Source organism: Achromobacter sp. 01N37, from assembly GCF_056399725.1.
Window position 1 is genome coordinate 209,275 of record NZ_JBFTRX010000008.1, and the last position, 23,441, is coordinate 232,715.

The following is a 23,441-nucleotide window of genomic DNA, read 5'->3' on the forward strand; positions in this document are numbered from 1 at the left end:
GTCCGATGCTTACACGTACTGATAGCGCAGCAGCCGATGCTTGAGGTTTTCAAGCACGAACTGATCGATCAGCGCGGCCAGCACGGCAATGACCAGAATGTTGGTCATCACGCCGGTCATGTCGGCGATCTCGCCTGAATACGCCAGCGAACGGCCCAGGCCCTTGCCGAAGCCGATCAGCATCTCGGCCGAAATCAACGCGCGCCACGCATTGCCAAACGCCAGTTGCGCGCCGGTGATCAGCTCGGGCATGACGGCGGGCAGGTACACGCGCTTGACCAGCCCCCAGCGCGTGGCGCCCATGACGCGCGCGGCCGACACGTGCACGCGCTGCACGGATTCGGTGGCGTTCATGACGCTGAGCGCGGCCGGGAAGAACGCCGACAGCGCCACCACCACGATGATGGGCGTGTTGCCAAAGCCCATCACGATCAGGAACAGCGGCACCCACGCAATCGACGGAATCGATTGCAGAATGACGATCGCGCTGCGCAGCACTTCGCGAAAGAAGAACAGCACCGCAGCCACCAGGCCAAAGCCGATGCCCGCCGCCAACGCCAAGCCGTAGCCCGCGCCCAGGCGGCCCAAGGTGCCCAGCAGGCTTTGATGGAACGATTGCTTGCCCAGGTCTTCGAACAGGCGTTCAACCACCGCAGGCACGCCCGGCATCAGGAAATCAGGCAACGCGAACGCCGCCAGCTGCCACAACGCAAGAATGAACAGGACACCCAAAACGCCCGCAAAATGCTTGCGGGCGCCGGTCACTCGGGTAGACGAGCTCAAAGTTTGCGCGCCTCTTGCCAGGACAAATCAACGATGCTGGACACGTCATACGGCTTGCCGTCGCGCGTCTTCAGCGAACCCTGGGCTTGCAGGATGTCGGCAATTTCCTGCATGCGCGCGGTGTCCTTCTGCGTCAGCTTCGGCGTGAACACCTGCGTGCTGATGGCTTCGGCAATGACGGTTTCGCGCGGCAGTTCGCCACGGGTCAGCGTCTTGAGCGTGGGCTCGGCAATGAAGTACGACGCGATCAGCTTGGACGCTTGCGCCGGTTCCTTTTGCAGCAGCGTGATGGCTTGATTCTGCGCGTCCAGCGCCTTCCAGACGTCGTCCTTGCGCTTGGCCAGCGTTTCGCCCGACGTGATCACGACCATGCACGGGAACGGCCAGGCTTGGCCCACTTCATAGATCTGCTTGACCGGCGCCACCAGCTGCGCGATGCGGTCATAGGGTTCGAACAGGAAGGCCGCGTCCACGCGCTTGCCTACCAGCGACTGCACCGCCACGGCCGGGCTCACGCCCATGACGTTGACGTCGTCTGCGCCCAGATTGCCCTGCTTGAGCACCACGCCCTTCAACACGACGTCGGCCGTGCTGCCTTCGGCTTGCGATGCCAGCGTCTTGCCCTTCAGGCCGGCGATGTCCTTGATGCCGGAATCGTCACGCACGATCAGCGAGTGATAGCCCTGCTGCGCGCCGCCCACCACTTTCAGGTCAGCGCCCTTGGAGGCCCACGCCACCGCGTTGGTGAAGCCCAGCACGCCGATGTCGAGCTGGCCGCCGACAATCGCCTTGATCAGATCGGTGCCTGACTTGAACTCGATGAGTTCGGAATCCAGGCCCGCATTTTTGTAGAAGCCGCCCTCTTGCGCCACGATCGCTTGCGCGTCGTCCATCACGCGCAGATAGCCCACGCGGAATTTTTCGGCAGCCATTGCGGGGGCCGCGGCCAGCAGCGCAGCCGCCAGCGGCAGAGACAGCCATTGCTTCAATTTCATGAGAGGGAGCTCCAGGGAATTCAAGGTCGGCGACGCCGCAGCGCCGCCACAGATGGAAGAGGACGTCAGGCCGCCAGAGCCAGATCAGAATGCGCTTGCGAACCGTCGACCGCGATGCCCAACAGGCGCAGGATTTCGCGCTTTTCAGCAGCCAGGTCCGACAGGTCGTGCGTTTTTTCGCGATGCGCCAGATTGAATTCGCGCAGCACGCGCGCCGGGCGCGGGCTGAAGACGACGATGCGGTCGGCCAGGAACAAGGCTTCGTCCACATCGTGCGTAACCAGCAGCACCGTGGGCTTTTCCTGGGCGATCAATTGGCGCAGCACATCTTGCAGACTCAGGCGAGTCAGCGCGTCAAGCGCACCGAAGGGTTCGTCCATCAGCATCGTCTTGGGCTGCGCGATGAACGCGCGGGCCAGCGCGGCGCGTTGGCGCATGCCGCCGGACACCTGATGGGGGTAATAGTGTTCGAAGCCGCCAAGGCTGACGCGCGCCAGCCAGTGGCGGGCGGCTTCGCGAGCGCGCTTCTTGGGCGTGTTCTGGAATTCCAGCGCCAGCGCCACGTTGTCTTCCAGGGTCAGCCACGGATAAAGCGCGTGTTCCTGGAACACCAGCGTGCGGCTGGGATGCGGGCCGGCCACGGCTTGGCCGTCGGCCAACACGCTGCCTTGCGTCGGCTTTTCCAGGCCGGCCGCCAGATGCAGCAGCGTGGATTTGCCGCAGCCCGACGGGCCGACCAGGGCGACCAGTTCACCGGTCTTGATTTCGCTGGTAAAGCCATCCACAACGGGCAGGTCGCCGAAGTGTTTGTGGACGTGGTCGAAGGTCAGGTTCATGGAACGAATCGTGGGCGCGCGTGGAGACGAGGCCTAAATCTAACAATTCGTTATATGAATTCAAACGATCAATATTGAATGTCTTTAAAGCTTCAGGTTATATCCAACCACTTCCCGCCACGACGCATCCGCGCGCGCCTCGCCCCCACCCAGGGCGCTGCGATCACCCTGCCGAAGCCGGCGTCGACACGGCAGCCGCTTGCCGATTGGCGTGCCGTTGCAGGCCAAACGCGATCATGAAGCCGATCAGCACCGCCAGCGCGGCGGACAGGAAGATCGACGGATAGCCGTAGCCGCTGGAGATATACCCGGCGACGGGGCCGGTTACGCCCAGCGCCAAGTCCAGGAATGCCGAGTACGCGCCCAGCGCCGCACCACGGCTGCCGGCCGGCACACGCGCCACCGCTTCCACGCCAATCGCCGGGAAAACCAGCGCGAAGCCGCAGCCCGTCAGCGCGGCGCCCAGCAGCGCGGCGGTGGGATTGGGCGCCAGCCACAGCAGCAGCAAACCCGCCGCCTCAACCAGGAACGACACCTGCGCCACGCGGAAGCCGCCAAAGCGCGTGATGGTGCCCGCAAACAGCAGACGCACGCCGATGAAGGCGCAGCCGAATGCGCTGAGCGCGTGCGCCGCGCCCTCCCAGGACATGCTGGTGTAATACAGCGCCACAAAGGCCGCCAGCGTGCCGAAACCCACGGAACCTAGCCCCAGCGCCATCCCGTGCGGGAAGACACGCAGCACCACACTCTTGAACGCCATGCGATGGCCGCCCACGATAGCGACCGCCGCGCGCGACACCGCCAAGCCCAAGCCCGCCAGCCCCAGCAGCAGCACCGCACCGCCCAGCGCGCCCATGCTCCATTCCTTTTCAAGCTGCACGCCCAACGGTGCGCCCAACGCCAGGCCACCATAGGTGCAGATGCCGTTCCAGGAAATGACGCGCGCGGTATGCAGCGGGCCGACGCGGGCAATCGCCCAGGTCGCTGACCCGGTGCCCACCCAGCTTTCGCCAAAGCCCAGCGCCAGCCGGCTGACGATGATGGCGCTCAGGCTCAGCCAGGCGCTGCGTTCAAACGCATAGGCCAACAACAGGAACACGCCGCTGGCCGCGCAGGCCACCATGCCGATCACCACCGTCTGCTTAGGGCCCACCGTATCGGCCATGCGGCCCGCGTGCGAGCGGCTGAGCAAGGTCGCCACGTACTGCACGCTGATCGCCAAGCCCGCAAGCACGGTGCCATAGCCCAGGTTGTCATGCACGTAGCCCGGCAGCACGGCCAGCGGCAGGCCGATGGCCAGGTAGCAGATGAAGGTGAAGAACGCGATGGAAACAATGCGAGCCGTCAGCGTGAACGTGCTGATCTGCGCGCCGTCGGGCGCGGTATGCGGTGTGGGAGACATGGGAGGCGTGGAGTTGCCTGACCGAACGGTTCAGGGTAAACCCGATGATAGCGCAATCAATATTGCAGCTTGCTGAACATCGGCGGGCTGAAAACAACACGGCGCGCCCCTGAGGGACGCGCCGTGCTGGACGACTTCAGGCGGAAATCATCAGGCTTCGATGCCGCGCGATTCCAGATAGTCTTCGTAGCCGCCGCGGTAGTCGATGATCTCGCCAGACGGCAGGATTTCGATCACGCGGGTAGCCAGGCCGCTCACGAATTCGCGGTCATGCGACACGAACACCAGCGTGCCTTCGTACTTTTCCAGTGCGAATTGCAGGGATTCGATCGATTCCATGTCCAAGTGGTTGGTGGGCTCGTCGAGCAGCATGACGTTGTGCCGGCCCAGCATCAGGCGGCCGAAGGTCATGCGGTTCTTTTCGCCGCCCGACAGCACCTTGGGCGCCTTGGGCAGATCATCCGCCGAGAACAGCAGGCGGCCCAGCACCGAACGGATCGACTGGTCGTCGTCACCCGGCTGGCGGTGGTCGCCCATCCAGTCCAGCAGGTTGATGTCGGTTTGCAGGAATTGGTCGGACACGTCCTGCGCCATGTAGCCCAGGTCGGCGTTGTCGGACCATTTCACCGAACCCGAATCCGGCTGCAATTCGGTGGCCAGCAGGCGCAGCAAGGTGGTCTTACCCACGCCGTTCGCGCCGATGATGGCGATCTTTTCACCCGCATCGACCATGGCCGAGAACTTGGTGATGACGGGCGCGTCGTACGCCTTGGTCAGGTTTTCAACCGTGACGGCCAGACGGTGCATGACCTTGTTCTGCTCGAAACGGATGTAGGGGTTCTGGCGCGACGACGGCTTGACCACGACCTGGTCGGCCTTGATGCGGTCAATCTGCTTCAAGCGCGAGGTCGCCTGGCGCGACTTCGACTTGTTGGCGGCGAAGCGGCGCACGAAGTCTTGCAGTTCGGCGACGCGTTCCTTGGCCTTGGCGTTGTTGGACACCAGGCGTTCGCGGGCCTGGGTGGAGGCCAGCATGTAGTCGTCGTAGTTGCCCGCGTAAATGCGGATTTCGCCGTAGTCCAYGTCGGCCATGTGCGTGCACACMKRGTTCAGGAAGTGGCGRTCGTGGCTGATGATGATCATCGTGCTCTGGTAGCCGTTGAGCACGTTTTCCAACCAGCGGATGGTGTTGATATCCAGGTTGTTGGTGGGCTCGTCCAGCAGCAGGACGTCGGGGTTCGAGAACAGCGCCTGCGCCAGCAGCACGCGCAGCTTCCAGCCCGGGGCCACTTCGCGCATCGGCAGGTTGTGCTGGTCAACGGCAATTTCCAGGCCCAGCAGCAATTCGCCTGCGCGCGCTTCGGCSGTGTAGCCGTCGTACTCGGCRWACTTGGCTTCCAGGTCGGCCGCGCGCATGTAGTCGTCTTCGGTGGCTTCCGGGTTCGCGTAGATCGCGTCACGCTCGGACATGGCGGCCCACATTTCGGTGTGGCCCATCATGACGACGTCCAGCACGCGCAGGTCTTCAAACGCGAATTGGTCCTGGCGCAGCTTGCCCAGGCGCACGCCCGGCTCCAGCGACACGTTGCCACCGGAGGACTCGAGGTCGCCGCCGATGATCTTCATGAACGTAGACTTACCGGACCCATTGGCCCCGATCAGCCCGTACCGGTTGCCTTCCCCGAACTTGACGCTGACGTTCTCGAAAAGGGGCTTGGGACCGAACTGGATGGTGAGATTGGCTGTGGATATCACGGTGTATTTGAGTCTGTAGGCGTCCGAAGACGCATGCGAGGAAACCCGATAGTGTAGCAAATGACTTTGCGGGTCCGGCTTGCGCGGGACCCGTAAGGGTGACGCTGACTGCGGCGATCAGTGGTGGTGTTCGTCCAGTACCAGATGCGCCAGGCCCTTTTCGGTGGCAATGCCCACCTTCTGCCCGATCGGCAAGGTGGCCTTGGTGGCCACGTGGCCGTAGGGCAAACCGGTGATGACCGGCACCTTGACTGTCTTTCGCAGCCACGCCACGACTTCATGCAGGTCGTAGCCCTTGTCGTGCGGCGCCAGCTTGTAATCGGTGAAACGGCCCAGCACGATGGCCTTTTGTTTGGCCAGGATGCCCGCCTGCCACAGCTGGATCAGCATGCGTTCGACGCGGTACGGATGTTCGGCCACGTCTTCCAGGAACAGAATGCCGCCGCGAATCTTCGGCATGTAGGGCGTGCCGATCAGCGACGTCACCATCGCCAGGTTGCCGCCCCACAGGATGCCGCGGGCGTCGACGGCGTCGGCGTCCTGCGTTTCGAAGCTCAAGATTTCCAGTTCGCCGCGCATGACTTCGCCAAACAGCGCTTCGGTCAGGTCGTCGACTTTCTTGCCGCCGAAGTCCGCCACGGCGGTCGCGCCGGAATAGCTGACCGCGCCGGTTTTGGCCAGCAGGCCCAGGTTGAACGCGGTGAAGTCGCTCAAGCCCACGAAGCGCTTGCCGCTGTCGGCCATGGCCTTCCAGTCGATCTGGTCCAGCAGCCGGCCCATGCCGTAGCCGCCGCGCGTCACCATGACGATCGGCAGCTTCTGCTTGGTGGCGCGCGTCAGGCAGGCCAGACGCTGGGCGTCCGTGCCGGCAAAGCGCTGATGCTCGGCCAAGGCAGTGCGGTCCAGCGCGGTCTTGAAGCCTTGCTGCTGCAAGCGTTCGCGCGCCAGTTCCACCGTGGCCGGGTCGCGCACGGCCGAAGACGGCGAGATCAGGTAGATGCCACGCGCGTCCGGCAGCGAGTGGGCGTGATCATGGCTGTGGTCATGCCCGCAATCATCCCCGCAGGTGGGGCCGTGATCGTGGTCATGCTTATGGGTGCTCATGCGATGGATTCCTTGGCGCGGCGTTCGCGGAAGAACCGGCGCAGCAGGTCGCCGCAGGGTTCCGCCAGCACGCCGCCGGTGACTGAAGTGTGATGATTGAGTTTCGGGACCGAGCCCACGTCCAGCACGCTGCCGCACGCGCCGGTCTTCGGGTCGTAGGCGCCGAACACGACGCGCGCGAGCCGCGCATGCAGCATGGCGCCGATACACATGACGCAAGGCTCCAGCGTGACGTACACGGTGATGCCGGGCAGACGGTAGTTTTCCAGTTGGCGCGCCGCGTTGCGCAAGGCGACGATCTCGGCATGCGCGGTGGGGTCGTGGTCGATGATGGTGCGGTTGTAGCCACGCCCCAGGATCTCGCCCTTGGCCGACACAACCAGCGCGCCCACCGGCACTTCGCCGATGTCGTACGCGGCCTGCGCTTCTTCAAGGGCCAGACGGATGTAGCGGGCGTCTTCTTCGGTCCAGGCCGAAAACGCGGCGGCAGTGGCAGCCGCAGTGCCGTCGACCTCAACCACGGTACACCCGCGATTTCAGGGCGATGCGGCCGGCCAGGCTGGTCACGGCCTCTTCCAGCCATTGGTAGAGCTCCGCTTCTTCGTCGTAGCGGGCCTGGTTCAGGTTCGACACCCGCCCTTCTTCGATGAAGCCCCAGGCGCGGCTGCGCTTGTCGCGATGCTTAGGGTCCCAGACGCCGAACGCAAAACCGCCTGCGCGGCGGATCAGCGAGAAGCACGGAATGTCGGTATAGCCGTCGCCCACGAACACCATCTGGTCGAACGGGACGCGCAAACGGTCTTCGGGCACCTTGCGGTTGACCTCGAAGGGCTTGTTGCGGAAGTCGCGCCCGATAATGCCTTTCTGAATGTGGAACAGGTAGCGCGTCTTGTCGGTGAAGCTGACGATACGGCGCGGGAACGTGATGCCGCCGTCTTCGCCGTAGACGAATTCGGACGCCCAGATCTCGGTGAATTCATGCGCGATGGGCGTGGAGCGCACCACGTCGCCAATGCCGCTTGAGATCAGATAGAACTCAAGCTGCACTTGCGGCTGTTCGGCGCGCACGGCCGCGCGCAGGCGCTGGAACAAGGTCGGCACGCCGTCATGCAAGTCCAGGCGGGCGCCCCACTCTTTCAAGCGCTGCTGCGTGATCAGGCCGTGCGTGCCGGCCTGCGACAGCTGGATCATCTTGTACAGATAGGCGGGCACGGGGTCCCAGTCTTGCTGCGACAGCAAGGGGTCCACCTCGTCTTTCCAGAACGAGGCCGTGTCCACACCGATGCTTTCGAGAAAACCCGACGTGCTGTCTGACGCCAGCGTGTCGTCGAAGTCGAAAATCAGGGCGATGACGTCGGACATGGAATTGGGGGATAAGGACGAGTGGAAACGAAACGGCGGGCGCGAAAGGACGCAAACGGACGGCGCAAAAAAGCGCACAGCCGCCATTTTGCCTGAATGTGGTGGCGGCTGTGCGCGGCGTTGCTTGTGGGTATTGCTTGCCGGTGTTGCTTGCTGGTGGCGCTTGCTGGTGTTGCTTGCCGGTTTTGCTTGCCGGTTTTGCTTGCCGGTTTTGCTTGCTGGTGTTGCTTGCTGGTGGCGCTTGCGCTTCGGCCATGATCGGGCCGCAAGCTCAGGAATGGGCGCAGGTATGGGCTGCACCTGCGCACGGCCACGTTATGCCCGTGGCCGCGCGCCCTTCCCGCGTTTACTGACGCATCGGCGCGTTCATCGTGCCGGTAGCGGGCGGCACCGAGCCCGGGGCGGGAGGCGGAGGCGCCATGCCCGAGGCGGGCGGAGGCGGCGCCATACCCGGGGCCGGAGGCGGCACGCTGCCGGCCGGCACCTGGATCACGGTTTCGCGCAGCACGCCGCCGCCCTGCACGCTGCCGCGCACGTTGGTGGGCGACGACATCTGGGTCAGGCAGTCCTGCCGCGCCGTGGCGGGCAGCCGGTTGCAGCGGTCAACCATGTTCTGCTGATGCTGGTCCGTGCTTCCATCCTTCAAATTCTGGCGATTGGCTTCATCGCGCGCGGCGCCGGCTTCGCGCATGCAGGTTGCGCGGTCCTGGTTGGTGTTGCCGCTTTTGCACTTGGCCACATCCTGTTCGTACTGGGACTGGATGCCGGCGCGGCCGATGGCATCCGCCGCGTGGACCGCTCCCGCGGCCAACATCAAGCCCGCCGCGCAAAGGGATGCCGCAAGGCGTTTGGTATGCATGGGTCGTTTGTTCATGGCCAGCTCCTTTAAGAATTGAACCGAAAACGGCAGTGACCCGACAGCGGTCACGCCGCTTGCTTGGAATCCACTATCCCACGATGCCGCGCCGGGGACATGTCGAGCAACATGAATTCGTAAGTTGTCGTATCAGGCACCGAATTTGCGCAGGCCGGGGGCCAGACGGAATTCCAGACGAAAAAACAGGGGCGGTTGGCCCCTGTTGCGTTCAATTCCGCGGCGCAGCACGGCGTGTGCCGTTCACAAGCCGTGGCGCTTGTTACCAGTGCTAGCGGGCGTCCAGGTCGGCGTCGGCCTTGGTCAGGCGCTTGCGGTAGGTCGCGGCGCGCATCAGCAGCATTGCCGTCACGGGCGACGACACCACCAGCAGCAGCGTGATGATCACTTCGTGAAACACCGGCCGCGCGGACAAGGCCGAGAACACCAGGATCGATGCAGCCAGCACGCAGCCGCAACCCAGTGTGTTGCCCAAGGTAGGCGCGTGGATGCGGGCGTAGAACGAGCGAAAGCGCAGCAGGCCGGCCGAGCCGGTCAGCGCCAGCAAGCCGCCCAACACCAGCAGGATGCAGGCGGGAATGCCGGCCCACAGGGGGATGGTGGCCTCGATCATGGCTCGATCACCTCGCCGCGCAACAGGAAGCGCGCCATCGCGGTGGAACCGACGAAGCCGAACAAGGCGATCAGCAGCGCGATGTCGAAGTACAGCGACGAGCCCGAGCGGATGCCGAAGACCAGCATGGTCAACATGCCGTTGATATACAGCGTGTCCAGCGCCAGCACGCGGTCCTGCGCGGTGGGCCCGCGCAGCAGGCGGATCGCGGCAAACACCATGCCCAACGCGAAACACACCAGGGCGAAGGACGCCGCCCAATACAGTGCGGTGTTCATAGTCATTCAAACATCTCCATCAACGGGCGCTCGTAGCGCTCCTGCACCAGCTTGACCCAGTCGTCTTCGTTCTGAAGATCAAGCACGTGCAGCTTCAGGCTGTGATCGGGCGTCAGGTCGACCCAGACCGTGCCAGGGGTATAGGTGACGATGCAGGCCAGCATCGCCAGGCCGTGCGGGTCGCGCATCGTCAGCGGGATCATGATGAAGCCGGGCGAAAAATCGTTTCGCCGGGGGTTCAGGATCAGTTTGCCCACGGCAATGTTCGACTTGATGATGTCGACCGTCACGTGCAGGAACAGGGGCACGGCCTTCCAGAGCCGGTGCGGACGCGCATGCAGCGGACGCAGCCGGGATGCAGCCCAGGTGAACCACAGCGCCAACGCCGCGCCCAGCGCGATCTGCCCGGCCGACAGGCTTTCGTTCAGCACCAGCCACAGGACGAACAGGAATACCGGCAGAAAAAGGAAGTAAACACGGCGCATCAGCTTCCTCCTTGAGCGCCGCGCACGGTCTGCGCGGACATGACGGCATCAATATAAGACTTGGGTTGATCCAGCGAGCGCGCCGCGTCGTCCAGGTAGGCCGACACCGGGCCTGCGCCCGCCGCCAGGCCCACGCACAACAGCAGCAGCACGGCCACCGGACCCGCTTCGATCACGCGCAGACGCGGCGTGCTGCGATCGTCGCTGGCCCAGAACACGCGGATACCCGTGCGGCTCAAGCCGACCAGGCCCGCCAGGCCCGACACGAGCACGGCGGCCACCAAAATCCACGCGTCCATCGGCGGTGCGGATTCCGTGGCGGCGGACACCGCCGCCGACAACAGCGAGAACTTGGCCACGAAACCCGACAAGGGCGGCAAGCCCGTCACCAGCAAGGCGCAACAAATGAAGGCCAGCCCCAGGAAAGCCATGGCCGCCGGAATGGCCACGCCCACCACGTCGTCGGACCGGTTGACCGAGGCTGGGTCGTCCAGGTCGAACGCGTCGAGCGTCACGGCCAGCACGTTCGCGCCGAAGCTGCGCGTGCGCTCGATGAGTTCAGCCAGCATGAAGAACGCGCCCGTCGTCAGCACGGAACTGATCAGGTAGAACAGCGCGGGGCCGGTCAAGGTGACGCCCGGCATGCCCAGCGCCGTCAGCAGCGTGCCGGCCGAAACGATGACGCAGTAGCCCACCATCTTCTCCAGCTGCTGCGTGGCCAGCAGGCCCAGCGCGCCGAACAGCAGCGTGGCCAGACCCGCTGCGAACATCCAGTCCAGGCTGAAGGCCGCGGGCGCGCCCGAGGGCAACAGCAGCGAGCCGATGCGCAAGAGCGCATAGATGCCGACCTTGGTCATGATGGAGAACATGGCCGCAATGGGCGCACCGGCCGAACCGTAGCCCTTGACCAGCCAGAAGTTCAGCGGCCACGCGCCCGCCTTCACCAGGAAGGCCACGCCCAGAATGGCTGCGCCGGCTTCGAACAGCATGCGGTCGGGGCCCGCCAGATTGCCGGCACGCAGGGCCAGGTCGGCCATGTTCAAGGTGCCGGTAACGCCATAGATGAGCGCGATGCTGATCAGCAGCAGGAACGACGCCACGAGGTTCACGGCGATGTATTGCAGGCCGGCGCTGACGCGCGCCACGCCCGAGCCATGCAGCAGCAGGCCATAGGAGGCTGCCAGCAGCACTTCGAAGAACACGAACAGGTTGAAGAGGTCGCCCGTCAGGAAGGCGCCATTCAAGCCCATCAGCAGGAACTGGAACAGCGAATGGAAATGGACGCCTGCGCGGTCCCAGCGGGCCAGCGCGTAGGTCAGCGTCGCCAAGCCCAGCACGGCGGTCAGCGTCAGCATGACGGCGGCCAGGCGGTCGACGACCAGCACGATGCCGAAGGGCGCCGGCCAGTCGCCCACCAGGTAGACCCCTACCCCGGTCGGCCAAACGTCTGGCACGCCGCCGCCCGCCACCACCAGCAAGGCGATGGCGGCCGCCAGTTGCGCCAGGGTCGCAACCATTGAAATGGCGCCCCGCGTGTAGCGGCTGGTATCGGCCAGCAACAGCATCACCGCGCCCGCAACGAGCGGCGTGATGATCGGCAGAATTGGAAGGTGTTGAAGCCAGAAACTCAAGATTGGGACTCCCGTCCATCAACGTGGTCGGTACCCGTAAGGCCGCGGGAGGCCAGCAGAACAACCAGGAACAACGCGGTGGTGGCGAAGCCGATCACAATGGCCGTCAGCACCAGTGCTTGCGGCAAGGGGTCGGCGTACCAGGAAGGGTCATGCGCCGTGGCGGGGTCCAGCACCGGCGGGCGGCCCGACGTGAGCCGGCCCATGCCGAAGATGAACAGGTTCACCGCATAGGAAACCAGCGACAGGCCCATGATGAATTGGAAGGTGCGCGGGCGCAGCAGCAGCCAGACGCCCGAGCCCGCCAACACGCCGATCGCAATGGCATAAATCAATTCCATCAGGCTTCCCCTGTTTGTGCGGCGGCCGCTTGCATCTCGGCGGCGGCCTTGCGTTGTGCGCGCAGCGATTGGTGAGCCAGCGCCACCAGCACCAGCACGGTGGAGCCAACGACCAGCATGTATACGCCCAGGTCGAACAGCAGCACGCTGGACAAATGAATATGGCCGATCACCGGCAGCGACACATCCCAGGCCAGCGCGGCCAGGAACGGCTTGTACGCCAGCCACGCCGTGACCGCCGCGGCGCCTGCCGCCAGCAAGCCCAGGCCGATCCAGTTCTGCGGGTTGAGGCGGCTGCGCGATTCCACCCAGTACACGCCGCCCACCATGTATTGCAGGATGACGGACGTGGCGAAAATCAGGCCGCCCACAAAACCGCCGCCCGGCTGATTGTGGCCGCGCAGCAGGAAGTAGACCGAGATCAGCGCCGAGGTAGGCAGCAACAGGCGCACCAGCACCGTCGGCACCATCATCGACCCCGTCGGCACTACCGACTTGATATCGGGTGCGGCCGGCACGCCGCCATCCTGTTCCTTTTGCTGGCGCGGCAGGTCGGCGCTTTCGGCGGCCGGACGGAAGCGGCGCAGCAGCGCGTAGACCGTCAGCGCCACGATGCCCAGCACCGTGATTTCGCCAAAGGTATCGAAGCCGCGGAAGTCCACCAGAATCACGTTCACCACGTTGGTGCCGCCGCCGTCAGGCAGCGCGCGGTCCACGAAGTAGGACGAAATGGTGTCGCCTTGCGGGCGCACCAGCACGGCGTAAGCCAATGCCGCCATGCCCGTGCCGGCAGCCGTGGCCATCAGCAAGTCGCGCAGGCGGCGGCCGCGGGCGCGCAACGTGGCCTTCAGGGTTTCTTCGTCGTCCTGTTCAATCCGGCGCGGCAGCCAGCGCAGGCCCAGCAGCAACAGCACCACGGTGACGACTTCAACCGACAACTGGGTCAACGCCAGGTCAGGCGCCGAGAACCAGACGAAGGTCAGGCAGGTGATCAGCCCCGCGCCACCGGCCAGGGCCAGTGACGCCAGACGGTGGTATTTGGCCTGATAGGCGGCGCCCAGCGCGCAGGCCGCGCCCACCCCCCACATCAGCGCAAAGGCCGGGTCAATAGCCGACATGCGTTCGGTGCCATCCAGCCAGCCGCCGCCGCGCAGCGGCAGCCAGGCCACGAACAAGGCCCCCAGCACGATCAGCAGCATCTGCACTTGCAGGCGCGTGGATGACACCCAACGCAGCAGCCAGGCAGCGGCCACGCTGGAGCCGTCCAGCAAGGCCTCAAACGTGCGCCGGCCATCCAGGCGATAGATGAACGGCACGCGGCCGGGGTTGGCGCGCTGATGCGCCCGCAACGCCAGATACAGCAGCACACCCGCAGCGGTTGCGACCATGCTCATCACCAGCGGCAGATTCACCCCGTGCCAGACGGCCAGACTGTATTCGGGCATGTTCTCGCCCAGGATGCTGCGCGCAGCGGTCGCCAGGAACGGGCCGACCGTCAGGCCCGGCACCACGCCCACCAGCAGGCACATGAACACCAGCAATGCACTGGGGAATAGCATCCAGCGCGGCGGCTCGTGCGGCGCACGCGGCAGATCAGTCGCCGGCGGGCCGAAGAAGACTTGCAGAATGAAGCGCAGCGAATAGGCCACGCTGAACGCGCCAGCGATGGTCGCCATCAGCGGCAGGCCGATCTCGGTAAAGCGGTCGCCGCTGACGAAGGTGGTTTCGGCGAAGAACATTTCCTTGGACAGGAAGCCGTTCAGCAGCGGCACCCCAGCCATGGACGCCGCCGCCACCATCGCTAAGGTGGCGGTAATGGGCATGGCTTTATATAGGCCCGACAAGCGGCTCAGGTCGCGCGTGCCGGTTTCATGGTCGACCACCCCCGCCGCCATGAACAGCGASGCCTTGAAGGTGGCGTGGTTGATCATGTGGAAAATGGCGGCCACCAGCGCAAGCTCGCTGTTCAAGCCCAGCAGCAGCGTGATCAGGCCCAGATGGCTGATCGTGGAATACGCCAGCACGCCCTTCATGTCTTGCTGGAAAATGGCGGCGTACGCGCCCAGCACCAGTGTGATCAGCCCTGCTCCGCCAATGATCCAGAACCATTGATCCGTACCCGCCAACACCGGCCAGAACCGCGCCAGCAGGAACACGCCGGCCTTCACCATCGTGGCCGAGTGCAGGTAGGCGGACACCGGCGTCGGCGCCGCCATGGCGTTGGGCAACCAGAAATGGAACGGGAATTGCGCGCTTTTGGTCAGCGCGCCCAGCGCCACCAGCACCAGCACGGCGGGATACCAGGGGTCGGCGCGGACGAGATCGCCCGAGGCCAGCACGCGATCCATGTCGTAGCTGCCCACGATATGGCCCAGGATCAGCACGCCGGCCAGCAGGCAGAGCCCGCCCCCACCCGTCACCGTCAACGCCATGCGCGCGCCGCGGCGGGCATCCAGGCGGTGGTGCCAGTAGGCGATCAGCATGAACGACGCCAGGCTGGTCATTTCCCAGAACAACACCAGCTGGATCAGGTTGCCGGACAGCACTACGCCCAGCATGGCGGCCATGAAGGCCTGGAAGAAGGAGAAGAAGCGCGGCACCGGGTCTTCCGGCGACATGTAGTAGCGCGCATACAGCACCACCAGCGCGCCCATGCCGGAGACGATCAGCGCGAAGAGCCACGCGTAGCCGTCCATGCGCAGGGTGAATTGCAGGCCCAGGGCGGGCGCCCAGGGCATGTCCGCCCGGATCACGCCGCCGTTGGCGACTTCCGGGTACAGACTGGCAATCAGAACCACACAGGCCAGCGCGATGAGGCCGGCCAACCACGCCTCGGCATTGCGAGCGTTGGAAGGCAGCAGCGCGGCGCACAGGCTGCCGGCAAACGGCAGAGCGAGGATCAGGATCAGCGACATGGCGTTCCGAGAATGTCCGGGCCCCCTCCCGCCAGCACGTGGCAGCGAAAGACGAAACAGACCGGGGATTAACAACAAAGACGGAACCCTGGCCCGGTGCGTCGCTGCACTACACGTTGCCCCGCGGGGACATCAACCAACGCCCATTGAACGGCGCAGACAGAAACAAACGCAATAGCTTTCTTGCAAGACCGGCCAAGAATCTCATCCGAAAAATATCAGATTCTTGTAAGTTATGCAGAGATTTATGCGTGAACCCGGCTAATGACAGCACGATGACTGCGCAATGATTGCGCAATGACAGCTAATCGGCATCTGTTCATCTTGTTGTCAGGCTTGGCTTTTTCGCCTAACTGACGTCATTTTCAGACACCGCTGCAACACCGAAAAAATATTTTGGCACGAGGCAGGGTGAATCCTGAGTTGACCGTAGGGGGATTCCTGTGTGGAATTGCGTCCACGAAGTGTATGCAACTCCCGTATCCGGCTACGCACGCTTCACCGACGCCGGCCCAAGAAGCCGGCCGGCTCGGAACAACAATATGGAGAAGACTCTTGACCGTGCTGTCTCATGCCAAGGCCGTTCTGGCCGCCGCCATTGCAGGCGTCTGCTTTAGTTCCGCGGCCCTCGCCGCCGACCCCTACCCCAACAAACCCATCCGCCTGATCGTCCCGTTTGCGGCCGGCGGCACCACCGATATCGTGGCCCGCATCGTGGCCGAAGGCCTGGGCCGTGAGCTCGGCCAAGCCGTCGTAGTTGAAAACCGGGGCGGTGGCGGCGGCTCGATCGGCGCCGACGCGCTGGTCCGTTCCGCGCCGGACGGCTACACGCTGGGTGTTGCCACCGTCAGCACCATGGCCACCAACCCGGCCACCAACCCCAAGAACCCGTACAACCCGATCAAGGACTTCACGCCGATCACCAACCTGGTGAATGTGCCGAACGTGCTGACGGTGAACCCGGCCGTGCCGGCCAAAAACCTGGCCGAATTCATCAAGCTGCTGCAAGACAACCCGGGCAAGTACAGCTATGCCTCGTCAGGCGCAGGCGGCATCGGCCACCTGGACGGCGAATTGTTCAAGTCCCTGACGAAGACCGACATGGTCCACGTGCCCTACCGCGGTTCGGGCCCGGCGCTGAATGACGTGATCGCCGGCCAGGTGAACGCCCAGTTCGACAACCTGCCGTCGTCCATGCCCCACATCCAGGCCGGCAAGCTGCGCGCCCTGGCCGTGGCCGCCCCCAAGCGCCTGCCCGCCCTGCCGGACGTGCCGACCTTCAAGGAAGGCGGCCTGCCTGAAATGGACAACATGGCCTGGTACGGCCTGGTGGCCCCTGCCGGCACCCCCAAGGCTGTGGTGGATCGCATCCATGATGCCGCCATCAAGGCGCTGAAAGACCCGAAGATCGTGCAACGTCTGGCTGACGGCGGATCGCTGATGGACGGCAACACGCCCGCCGAATACGCCGCCCAGATCCAGCGCGAGCTGGAACTGCGCCAGCGCATCGCCAAGGAACGCAACATCGTTTCGACGAACTGATCGTCACTGCGGGCGAGCCGCCCTCTTTATTGGGGACGGCTTGCCCACTTGACTAGCGATGCCTGGGTGTTAGCATCTGGCCCCGTGCGATCCGATTTTTCTCCCATCCCTCCCGCTGCTTGCGTCCTTTGCGCCCTGCGCTCGACTCTGTTGAGCTCGCAGGAAGTCGCCGCGCGTTCCGCTTACGCGCGCTCCAAGCCCGGCTAATCAGCCGGCGTCTTCGCTCCCCCCTCTTTCATTCCGGCCAGTCGCCGGCGGCCTGAGCACATCGCTGCGGGTTGCCGCCAGACATCGGCCGGCGGTTGTCCTGCCGCGTGGCCGGACGCCCGCGCCTGAATCTTTGCTGCCTGCCGCGCGCTGGCGGCCCGGCCACGCACCGATCTTCGTCTAAGCGCCATGCAACTCACCAAGAAATTCGTCAAAGCCAAGAACCCCTGCGCGGGAGGCTACAAATGGTTCATCCGCGACCACAACGGACAGGGGGACTACCAGGCCGTGCTTGACGCCTTGGTCGCAGACGGCCGCGTCAGCGACGCCTGCTGGCTGCTGGACCAGTTCGGCCCCACCGATGCGGTGCTGAAACTGGACGCCGTGGACGCGAACGCCATCGTCTTCGCCGGCACGCTGGAAGTGCGCATGGGCATCAACGTGGACTCGGTCGTGCGTGCCGGCCGCAGCATCATCACGGGCGGCGGCATCCGCGCGGGTGAAACCATCATGGCGGGCGAAAACATCACTGCGGCCGCCAATATCGCCAGCGGCGGCAACCTGCGCGCAGGCGGCGACATCATGGCCGACTGGGGCATCGAAGTCGCCACCCGCGTGGATTGTGGCGGTAACGTGCGCGCAAAATGGGACATCTGTGCGGGCCAGGACTTGGCCGTGACCGGCCACCTGCATGCCGGACAAGACGTGCAGACCCAAGGCGCCATCAAATGCGGCCAAGGCATCAAGACGGGCGGCGACGTGCGCGCCGAAAAGGAAATCAACGCGGGCAGCGGCATCCAGGCCGGTGGCGCGATTGACTGCGGCGAACACCTGGCATCAGGCTGGGGCATGATCGCAGGCGGCGACATCCGCGCCCAAGGTTCGATACGGGCCGGTGAAGGCGTGCAGGCCGACGGCCTGATCCAGGCGGGCGACGGCCACGGCGTGTACGCCGGCCTGAGCGTCCGGCTGGACGCCTGGTCCGTGTGCGCACGCGTGGTGGCGCAAAGCCGCCCCGCCCAATTGGTCAGCGGGCACTGGGCGGGACGGGACGCGGCAGACGCGCGGGATAGGCAAGACGCCGCGGACGAACTGGACAGCCCCCACGACCCGCAGAGCCAGCACTACCCGCAGGGCCAGCACAAGGACCCTGCCGGCCAGCCCCCCGCCAGCGCTAACCGCCCCGCGTGGCCGATGAACGCGACGCCCGCGTTGGCGTGATGGCGGCTGCCGGGTGGCGCAGCACCAGCATCAACCCCAACAGGATCGCGCCCATGCCCGCCAGGCTCAGCACTGACAACCGGTTGCCCAGAATCAGGTAATCCAGCGCGGCGGTGCCGGCCGGCACCAGATAGAACAGGCTGGTGACGTTGACGAGGTTACCGGCCTGGATCATCCGGTAGAACAGCAGCGTCGCGCCCACCGAAATCACCAGTCCCATCCAGATCAGCGGCAGCACCAGCCCCACGCCCCATTCGGCGCGCAGGGGCTGGAACGGCGCGAACACCAGGCACAGCGCCAAGCTGATCACGTACTGCAAGGGCAGCAGGTCCATCGGCGCCTGCTTCACGCGTTTTTGCAGCATGGCGCCCGCTGTCATGCTGAGCAAGGCCGCCAGCGCGAACACCATGCCGGCCACCGAAAACCGCGCCATGCCGATGCTTTGGAACACCACCATCACCAGGCCCGACAACGCCAGCAACAAACCGGCCAGACGCGCGGGGGAGTAGCGGCGTTCCATCACCGCCAAGGTCAGGATGGGTTGCGCGCCCAGCAACGTCGCCAGCACGCCCGGCGTGATGCCGTGGTCCAGCGCCAGCAGATAGCAGATGGAGTAGCTGCCAATCAGCAGCAAGCCCGTCACCGCAACCGTCCAGCGTGTGCCGGGCGCCGGCAGCCAGCGTTTGCGCCACAGGCAGATCAGCGCCAGCGCGGCCAACGCCAGGATGAAGCGCAACAGCAAAAAGCCAAAGGCAGAGGCATACGACAGCCCCCATTTCGCGAAGATTGCGCCGCCGCTCCACAGCAGCACGAACAAGGCCGTGGAGCCATAGGCCGTCCACGAAGATCGATTCAAAGACATGAGGTTTCACCTGTCAGGGTAAAAGCACAGGCTCCAGCCCCCTGCATGGCGATGCGCCAAGCGGGCCGCGCACGGATCAGCTGCGCACGGCGAGCGCCAAAGGCGTCAGCGCATCATGCGACCGATAGTGCGGATAACTGAAAGGGCTGGAGTCGGGAAGACGAACCGGCGTTTAGCCAGCTACGACCGCCGAAGGCGGATACGCGCCGGAAACCCCGCCGGAAGGCGGTGAGGCCGGAGGAGACCCAGGCGGCGAAAGCACCACCGAAGGGACTACCGCAGTGACAGGGGAAAAGACGACAGGGGACGCCACAACAGAAGGCAAGCCCCGGGAAGAGAAGACCCGCGCGAAGACCCGCGCGCATGCAAAACCGCCGGCTGAGTGGGCAGCGGCGGTCGAGGCAAGCAGGTTCGTGGCGGCGGGCATGTGCGTAGCGTAGCGACAGGCCAGAAACCCGTCAAGCCTCGCCGCCACGATTGCCCTCACCCGCCGATGCGCCGCTGCTCCACACCCATGTCCCGCCACGCATCGCCGTGGCAGGTGAACATCAGAATCTGATGGCGGGTGGCGGCGTCGAACAAGGCGCGCTTCATGAAGTCGCGCCGCGCGTCATCCGTATGAACCAGCGCGTCGTCCAGCAGCAGCAAGGTGGGCCGCCCCGCTTCCTGCAACAGGTCGGCATAGGCGAAACGCGCAAGGATGCCCAGCTGCTCGCGCGTGCCGAAGCTCAGCGCATCAAGCAGATCTTCGCCATCCCCGCGCCGCAACGCCGTGGGCAACAAGGCATCGTCCAGGCGCAGCGCGGCCTCGGGAAACAGCAAGGCCAGATAGTGATTCAAGCGGCGGGCCAGCGGCGCTTGCAGCCGTTGTGTTGCCGCCGCGCGCTTGTCGGTCAGCAGCTTAAGCAACAAGTCCAGCGCCGCCGCACGGCGCGACAACTCATCACGACGGCGCGTCAGGCGCTCACAGTCGGCCGCGGCCTCGGACAAGCGTTCGCCCAAGCCTTGAGCGCCCGCCTGATCCAGCTTGCCTTGCAGTTGCAGGATCTCGCCGTGGCGCTTGTGCTGCGCCTCGCGTTCGATGCCGGCCGATTTTTCATAGCGCTGAACGTCCTGCTCCACCAATTCAGGCCGGTGTTCGGCAAGCGCCGTTTGCGCGTCGCGCACGCGGCGGTCAAGGTCATCGTGGCCGCTGCGCACCTCTGCCAGCCGGCCCGCGCGCGCCTGACGTTGGCTTGCGCGTTCAGCGGACTGCATGTCGGCGCCGCGTGCCGCCGCCTGCCCTTCCAGCAATTGCGCACGCGCCATATCCGCATCAAGCGCGCGCTGCGCAGCCGCCAGCGACGCTTCGGCCTGCGTGGCCACGGCTTCCGCTTCACGCAGGGCCTGCGTGGCGGCGGGCAAATCGTCGTTCCCGCCTTCGACCGCAGCAGGCAGTTTCGCCAAGCGCTCTTGCAAGGGCACGCGGCGAGCCAGGGCGTCGTCGCGTTGGCCACGCAACACGTCCATGCCCTTGGGCGCATGGATGGCCAGCGTATTGCGCATGCCGGCCAGCTCACGCTGCAACGCCGTGTAGCGGGCGTGGCGCTGTTCGGCATCGGCCAGCGTCGCCACGCCCAAACGTTCCAGCAAGGCGGACCATGCCCGTTGCAGATCGTCCCGTTCGCGCTTGAGCGCCGGCAAGTCCTGGCCGCCCGGCTCGATGCGAAAGCGCCCCACGCCGGGCAGATCCAGCTCGGCAACCGACGTCAGCAATACCTGGTCGGCGCCAGACATCGGCTTGCCATCCAGCGTGGCCTGCTGCCCGGCGTTCAATTCATACGACAAGCGCGTGGCGATGGCCTGCTGGCGCACTTGCAGATTGGCCAGCGCGCGTTCGGACTTGCGCAAGGCGTCGATATCGGCGTCGGCAATCTCAATACGCAGCGCTTCGGTCTTCAGCAGCGAGCCTTGTTCGATCAGCGCAGTGGCGGCTTTCAGCGCGTCGTCCAGGCGTTCGATTTCGGCGTTCAACTGCGCGAGCTGGCGCTCTACGTCGCGGCGGTCGGCCACCGCTTGTACGGCCGCCACCCGCAAGCGCGCCGCGTCGACCGCCGCGGCGTGCGTCTGGCGCTGCTGCTGCGCGCGCGCCACCGGTTCCTGCGCGGCGTCCACCCGCGCGCGCGCGGCTTGCGCTTCCTTCACCAGCGCCTGGTATTCGGATTCGTCTTGTTGATCGCGGCGCACCTGGTCCTGCAACAGGGCCAAGGTCTGGGCGGCTTGCGTCTGTTCCCGGCGCAGGCCTTCGAACGCCTCGCGCTCCTTGGCAAGCGTGGCCAGGCGGGCGCGCGCATCAGCCGCCTTGGCCTCGAATTCCTTCCAGGGTTCGGTGGCTTGCGCGCGCTCGTGGTCGCGGCGCAGCTCGGCCAGACGGTCCACGTCGGCATTCAACTGCGCCATGGCTGCGGCGCAGTCGTCACGCTCGGCCGTAGCGCGCGCCAAGGCGTCCTCGGCATCTTTGTAGATGCCTTTGGGGCGGCCATTGCGGGCATCCAGCAACGCGGCGCGCTCGGCCGATACGCGTTCATACAGGCGGTCGCCATCAGACGACGTGAGCTCGCCAGACAGCTGCGTCAGCGCATCGCGCAAATGCGTGCCCGCATAGCCCGCCGCCTCTTGCAGATTCTGGCCGTCGCCTTGCTGTATCCACAGCAGGCCGGGAATGCCGGCCAGGTCGGGCTTGCTCTGGCCGCGTCCGGGCAGCTCGAAGCCCAGCAACGCCGCCAAGGCATTTTCGGCTTCTTCCCCATCCAGGCGCTGCGCGCCGTCGTCAATCAGCAGCTCGCAGCGCGCGCGTGACAGGAATTGCTTCTTCAACACATAGTCGTGGCCCGCATGCGCGAACGACAGCTCAACGCTGGGCCGCGCGCCGGACTCGCCACGCGGCGCCAGGTCAGAGACCTTGCTGGTGCTGTAGCGTTCCAGGAACGCGGCACGGATGGCGGTGGCGACGGTGCTCTTGCCAGCCTCGTTGGCGCCCACGAACAGGTTCAGCCCGTCTTGCAAGCCGTCCAGCACCAGGGGCTGACGGAACTTGCGGAATTCTTCCAATGCAATGCGCGAGAGCTTCATTTGGCGGCTCCCGAGGCGCTATCGCGCTGAAACCGCAGCAGCAGCCGCAAGGCCTCGCTGGCGACGGCCGCCTGCTCGCCCTCGCCTTGCATGGCTTGCAACTGCGCCGCCACGTCGCCCACATAACCACTGGCGCCCAGCTCAGCCAGGTCCGCCAGATCGGGTTCCAGGCGCAGCCCGGACAGGTCAGGCAACAAGGCGCGTGCCTGCGCCGCCGCCAAGTCCACCGCGCGCTGCAAGGTGTCCAGCGTTTCCATATTGGCGTGGCCTTGTACGTCCAGCCGCAACACGTCTTCCGCACGCGTCTGCGCCAGCCGTTCAGCCAACGCGTGCGCGTCGCTGGGCAGGCTGATGGTTTCGTCCCAGGCCGACCAGCGGTACTTGCCGGTCGCGACCCGTTCAACAACCGGCACCGCGCCCGGCGCATCGATGCGCACGTCCAGCACATAGCCGGGCTCGTTGCCGCGAAAGCGGTCTTGCTCGGGCGTGCCGGCATACCAGGTGTGCGCGTCGATGGACAGGCAGCCGTGCCAGTCGCCCAGCGCCAGATAGTCCAGGCGGGCGCGCGTGGCGCGGTCGGCTGCGATGGGGTTGGTGGCGTCGATGGTGTCGGGCAGCCGGCCAGAAACGCTGCCGTGCGCCAGGCCCACGCGCACGCGCCCAGCGGCGGTGTCCAGCGTGTCGAACGCCTGGGTGACGTCGTCGTAGGTGTGGCGTTGCGTCAGCGGGGCCGCCAGCACGGCCAGATTGATGGCGGGCAGGTCGACCACGCCAACGCGCAATGGCACATGCACGTTGGCGGGAATGCAGCCCAGCTGCATCGCGCGGCTCCAGACGCTGTCGGCCAAGGCCGCATCGTGGTTGCCCGCAATCATTACCCAGGGTCCGGCGTAGCCGGCCATGGCGGCGAACAGCCGGCGGATCGTGCGGTCGGACACGCCTTGCGTGTCGAATACGTCACCCGCAACCAGCACGGCGTCCACGCCGCGCTCGGTGGCTAGCTGGGCGATGCGGCCGACGACGTCAAAGCGCGCCTCGGCCAGCATGGCGGCATCATCGGTTTCGAACTGGCCGTATTGACGGCCGATCTGCCAATCGGCGGTATGCAGAAAATGGGTCATCCG

20 protein-coding genes are annotated in these 23,441 nt (G+C 65.4%); 2 read left to right on the forward strand and 18 right to left on the reverse strand.

Translation table 11 applies throughout. The features are described from left to right. Positions 1–9: 9 nt before the first annotated feature. From AC1DSJ_RS18845 to AC1DSJ_RS18915, 15 genes are all read right to left on the reverse strand, one after another. The gene (locus tag AC1DSJ_RS18845) at positions 10–783 is read right to left on the reverse strand and encodes an ABC transporter permease (RefSeq protein ID WP_175169043.1); all 774 of its coding nucleotides are present in this window, start codon (positions 781–783) and stop codon (positions 10–12) included. Next, positions 780–1,778: an ABC transporter substrate-binding protein gene (locus AC1DSJ_RS18850; protein ID WP_054421765.1), complete on the reverse strand. Its 999-nt coding sequence runs from the start codon at positions 1,776–1,778 to the stop codon at positions 780–782. Before AC1DSJ_RS18850 ends, AC1DSJ_RS18845 begins: the two co-directional genes overlap by 4 nt. Positions 1,779–1,843: 65 nt before the next feature. Next, the gene (locus AC1DSJ_RS18855) at positions 1,844–2,614 is read right to left on the reverse strand and encodes an ABC transporter ATP-binding protein (protein WP_175169044.1); all 771 of its coding nucleotides are present in this window, start codon (positions 2,612–2,614) and stop codon (positions 1,844–1,846) included. 163 nt (positions 2,615–2,777) lie between these two features. Continuing rightward, a complete protein-coding gene (locus tag AC1DSJ_RS18860) occupies positions 2,778–4,016 on the reverse strand; it encodes an MFS transporter (RefSeq protein ID WP_175169045.1) in 1,239 nt (412 codons plus the stop codon). A gap of 150 nt (positions 4,017–4,166) precedes the next feature. After that, entirely contained in the window at positions 4,167–5,771 is a 1,605-nt protein-coding gene (locus AC1DSJ_RS18865; protein WP_476760365.1) for an ABC-F family ATPase, read from the reverse strand. Positions 5,772–5,888: 117 nt separating this feature from the next. Then, positions 5,889–6,875 (reverse strand): LD-carboxypeptidase, encoded by a 987-nt coding sequence (locus tag AC1DSJ_RS18870; RefSeq protein ID WP_346550031.1) that lies wholly within the window; start codon positions 6,873–6,875, stop codon positions 5,889–5,891. After that, positions 6,872–7,396, reverse strand: coding sequence for a tRNA adenosine(34) deaminase TadA (gene tadA / locus AC1DSJ_RS18875; protein ID WP_346550032.1), 525 nt, complete (start codon positions 7,394–7,396; stop codon positions 6,872–6,874). Before tadA ends, AC1DSJ_RS18870 begins: the two co-directional genes overlap by 4 nt. Further along, entirely contained in the window at positions 7,389–8,237 is an 849-nt protein-coding gene (locus AC1DSJ_RS18880; protein WP_175169048.1) for an HAD family hydrolase, read from the reverse strand. Before AC1DSJ_RS18880 ends, tadA begins: the two co-directional genes overlap by 8 nt. Before the next feature lie 346 nt (positions 8,238–8,583). After that, entirely contained in the window at positions 8,584–9,111 is a 528-nt protein-coding gene (locus tag AC1DSJ_RS18885) for a hypothetical protein (RefSeq protein ID WP_245636267.1), read from the reverse strand. A gap of 271 nt (positions 9,112–9,382) precedes the next feature. Continuing rightward, complete coding sequence (mnhG, locus tag AC1DSJ_RS18890; RefSeq protein ID WP_054421756.1) at positions 9,383–9,724, reverse strand: monovalent cation/H(+) antiporter subunit G; 342 nt, start codon at positions 9,722–9,724, stop codon at positions 9,383–9,385. Beyond that, positions 9,721–10,002, reverse strand: a complete 282-nt coding sequence (locus AC1DSJ_RS18895; RefSeq protein ID WP_054421755.1) for a K+/H+ antiporter subunit F — start codon at positions 10,000–10,002, stop codon at positions 9,721–9,723. The genes mnhG and AC1DSJ_RS18895 overlap by 4 nt, the downstream gene beginning before the upstream one ends. 2 nt (positions 10,003–10,004) lie before the next feature. After that, positions 10,005–10,487 carry a Na+/H+ antiporter subunit E gene (locus tag AC1DSJ_RS18900; protein WP_054421752.1) on the reverse strand — a complete coding sequence of 161 codons (483 nt, stop codon included), beginning with the start codon at positions 10,485–10,487 and terminating at the stop codon, positions 10,005–10,007. Next, positions 10,487–12,118 (reverse strand): monovalent cation/H+ antiporter subunit D, encoded by a 1,632-nt coding sequence (locus AC1DSJ_RS18905; RefSeq protein ID WP_342065976.1) that lies wholly within the window; start codon positions 12,116–12,118, stop codon positions 10,487–10,489. The genes AC1DSJ_RS18900 and AC1DSJ_RS18905 overlap by 1 nt, the downstream gene beginning before the upstream one ends. After that, the gene (locus AC1DSJ_RS18910; RefSeq protein ID WP_054421748.1) at positions 12,115–12,459 is read right to left on the reverse strand and encodes a Na+/H+ antiporter subunit C; all 345 of its coding nucleotides are present in this window, start codon (positions 12,457–12,459) and stop codon (positions 12,115–12,117) included. The genes AC1DSJ_RS18905 and AC1DSJ_RS18910 overlap by 4 nt, the downstream gene beginning before the upstream one ends. Further along, on the reverse strand, positions 12,459–15,374 hold the full coding sequence (locus AC1DSJ_RS18915) for a monovalent cation/H+ antiporter subunit A (RefSeq protein WP_054421746.1): 2,916 nt from the start codon (positions 15,372–15,374) through the stop codon (positions 12,459–12,461). The genes AC1DSJ_RS18910 and AC1DSJ_RS18915 overlap by 1 nt, the downstream gene beginning before the upstream one ends. Positions 15,375–15,929: 555 nt before the next feature. On the opposite strand from AC1DSJ_RS18915, the gene AC1DSJ_RS18920 reads away from it, so the two are divergent. Both AC1DSJ_RS18920 and AC1DSJ_RS18925 read left to right on the forward strand, forming a co-directional pair. Then, the gene (locus AC1DSJ_RS18920) at positions 15,930–16,916 is read left to right on the forward strand and encodes a tripartite tricarboxylate transporter substrate binding protein BugE (RefSeq protein WP_441371004.1); all 987 of its coding nucleotides are present in this window, start codon (positions 15,930–15,932) and stop codon (positions 16,914–16,916) included. A gap of 396 nt (positions 16,917–17,312) precedes the next feature. Continuing rightward, positions 17,313–18,344 carry a hypothetical protein gene (locus tag AC1DSJ_RS18925; RefSeq protein ID WP_441371003.1) on the forward strand — a complete coding sequence of 344 codons (1,032 nt, stop codon included), beginning with the start codon at positions 17,313–17,315 and terminating at the stop codon, positions 18,342–18,344. Here the strand turns inward: AC1DSJ_RS18925 and AC1DSJ_RS18930 are convergent. The 3 genes from AC1DSJ_RS18930 to AC1DSJ_RS18940 form a co-directional block, all read right to left on the reverse strand. After that, positions 18,298–19,206, reverse strand: a complete 909-nt coding sequence (locus AC1DSJ_RS18930) for a DMT family transporter (RefSeq protein WP_476760366.1) — start codon at positions 19,204–19,206, stop codon at positions 18,298–18,300. The genes AC1DSJ_RS18925 and AC1DSJ_RS18930 overlap by 47 nt on opposite strands. 483 nt (positions 19,207–19,689) lie before the next feature. Continuing rightward, entirely contained in the window at positions 19,690–22,317 is a 2,628-nt protein-coding gene (locus AC1DSJ_RS18935; RefSeq protein WP_441371001.1) for an AAA family ATPase, read from the reverse strand. Further along, complete coding sequence (locus AC1DSJ_RS18940; RefSeq protein ID WP_441371000.1) at positions 22,314–23,438, reverse strand: metallophosphoesterase family protein; 1,125 nt, start codon at positions 23,436–23,438, stop codon at positions 22,314–22,316. The genes AC1DSJ_RS18935 and AC1DSJ_RS18940 overlap by 4 nt, the downstream gene beginning before the upstream one ends. Positions 23,439–23,441: the final 3 nt, after the last annotated feature.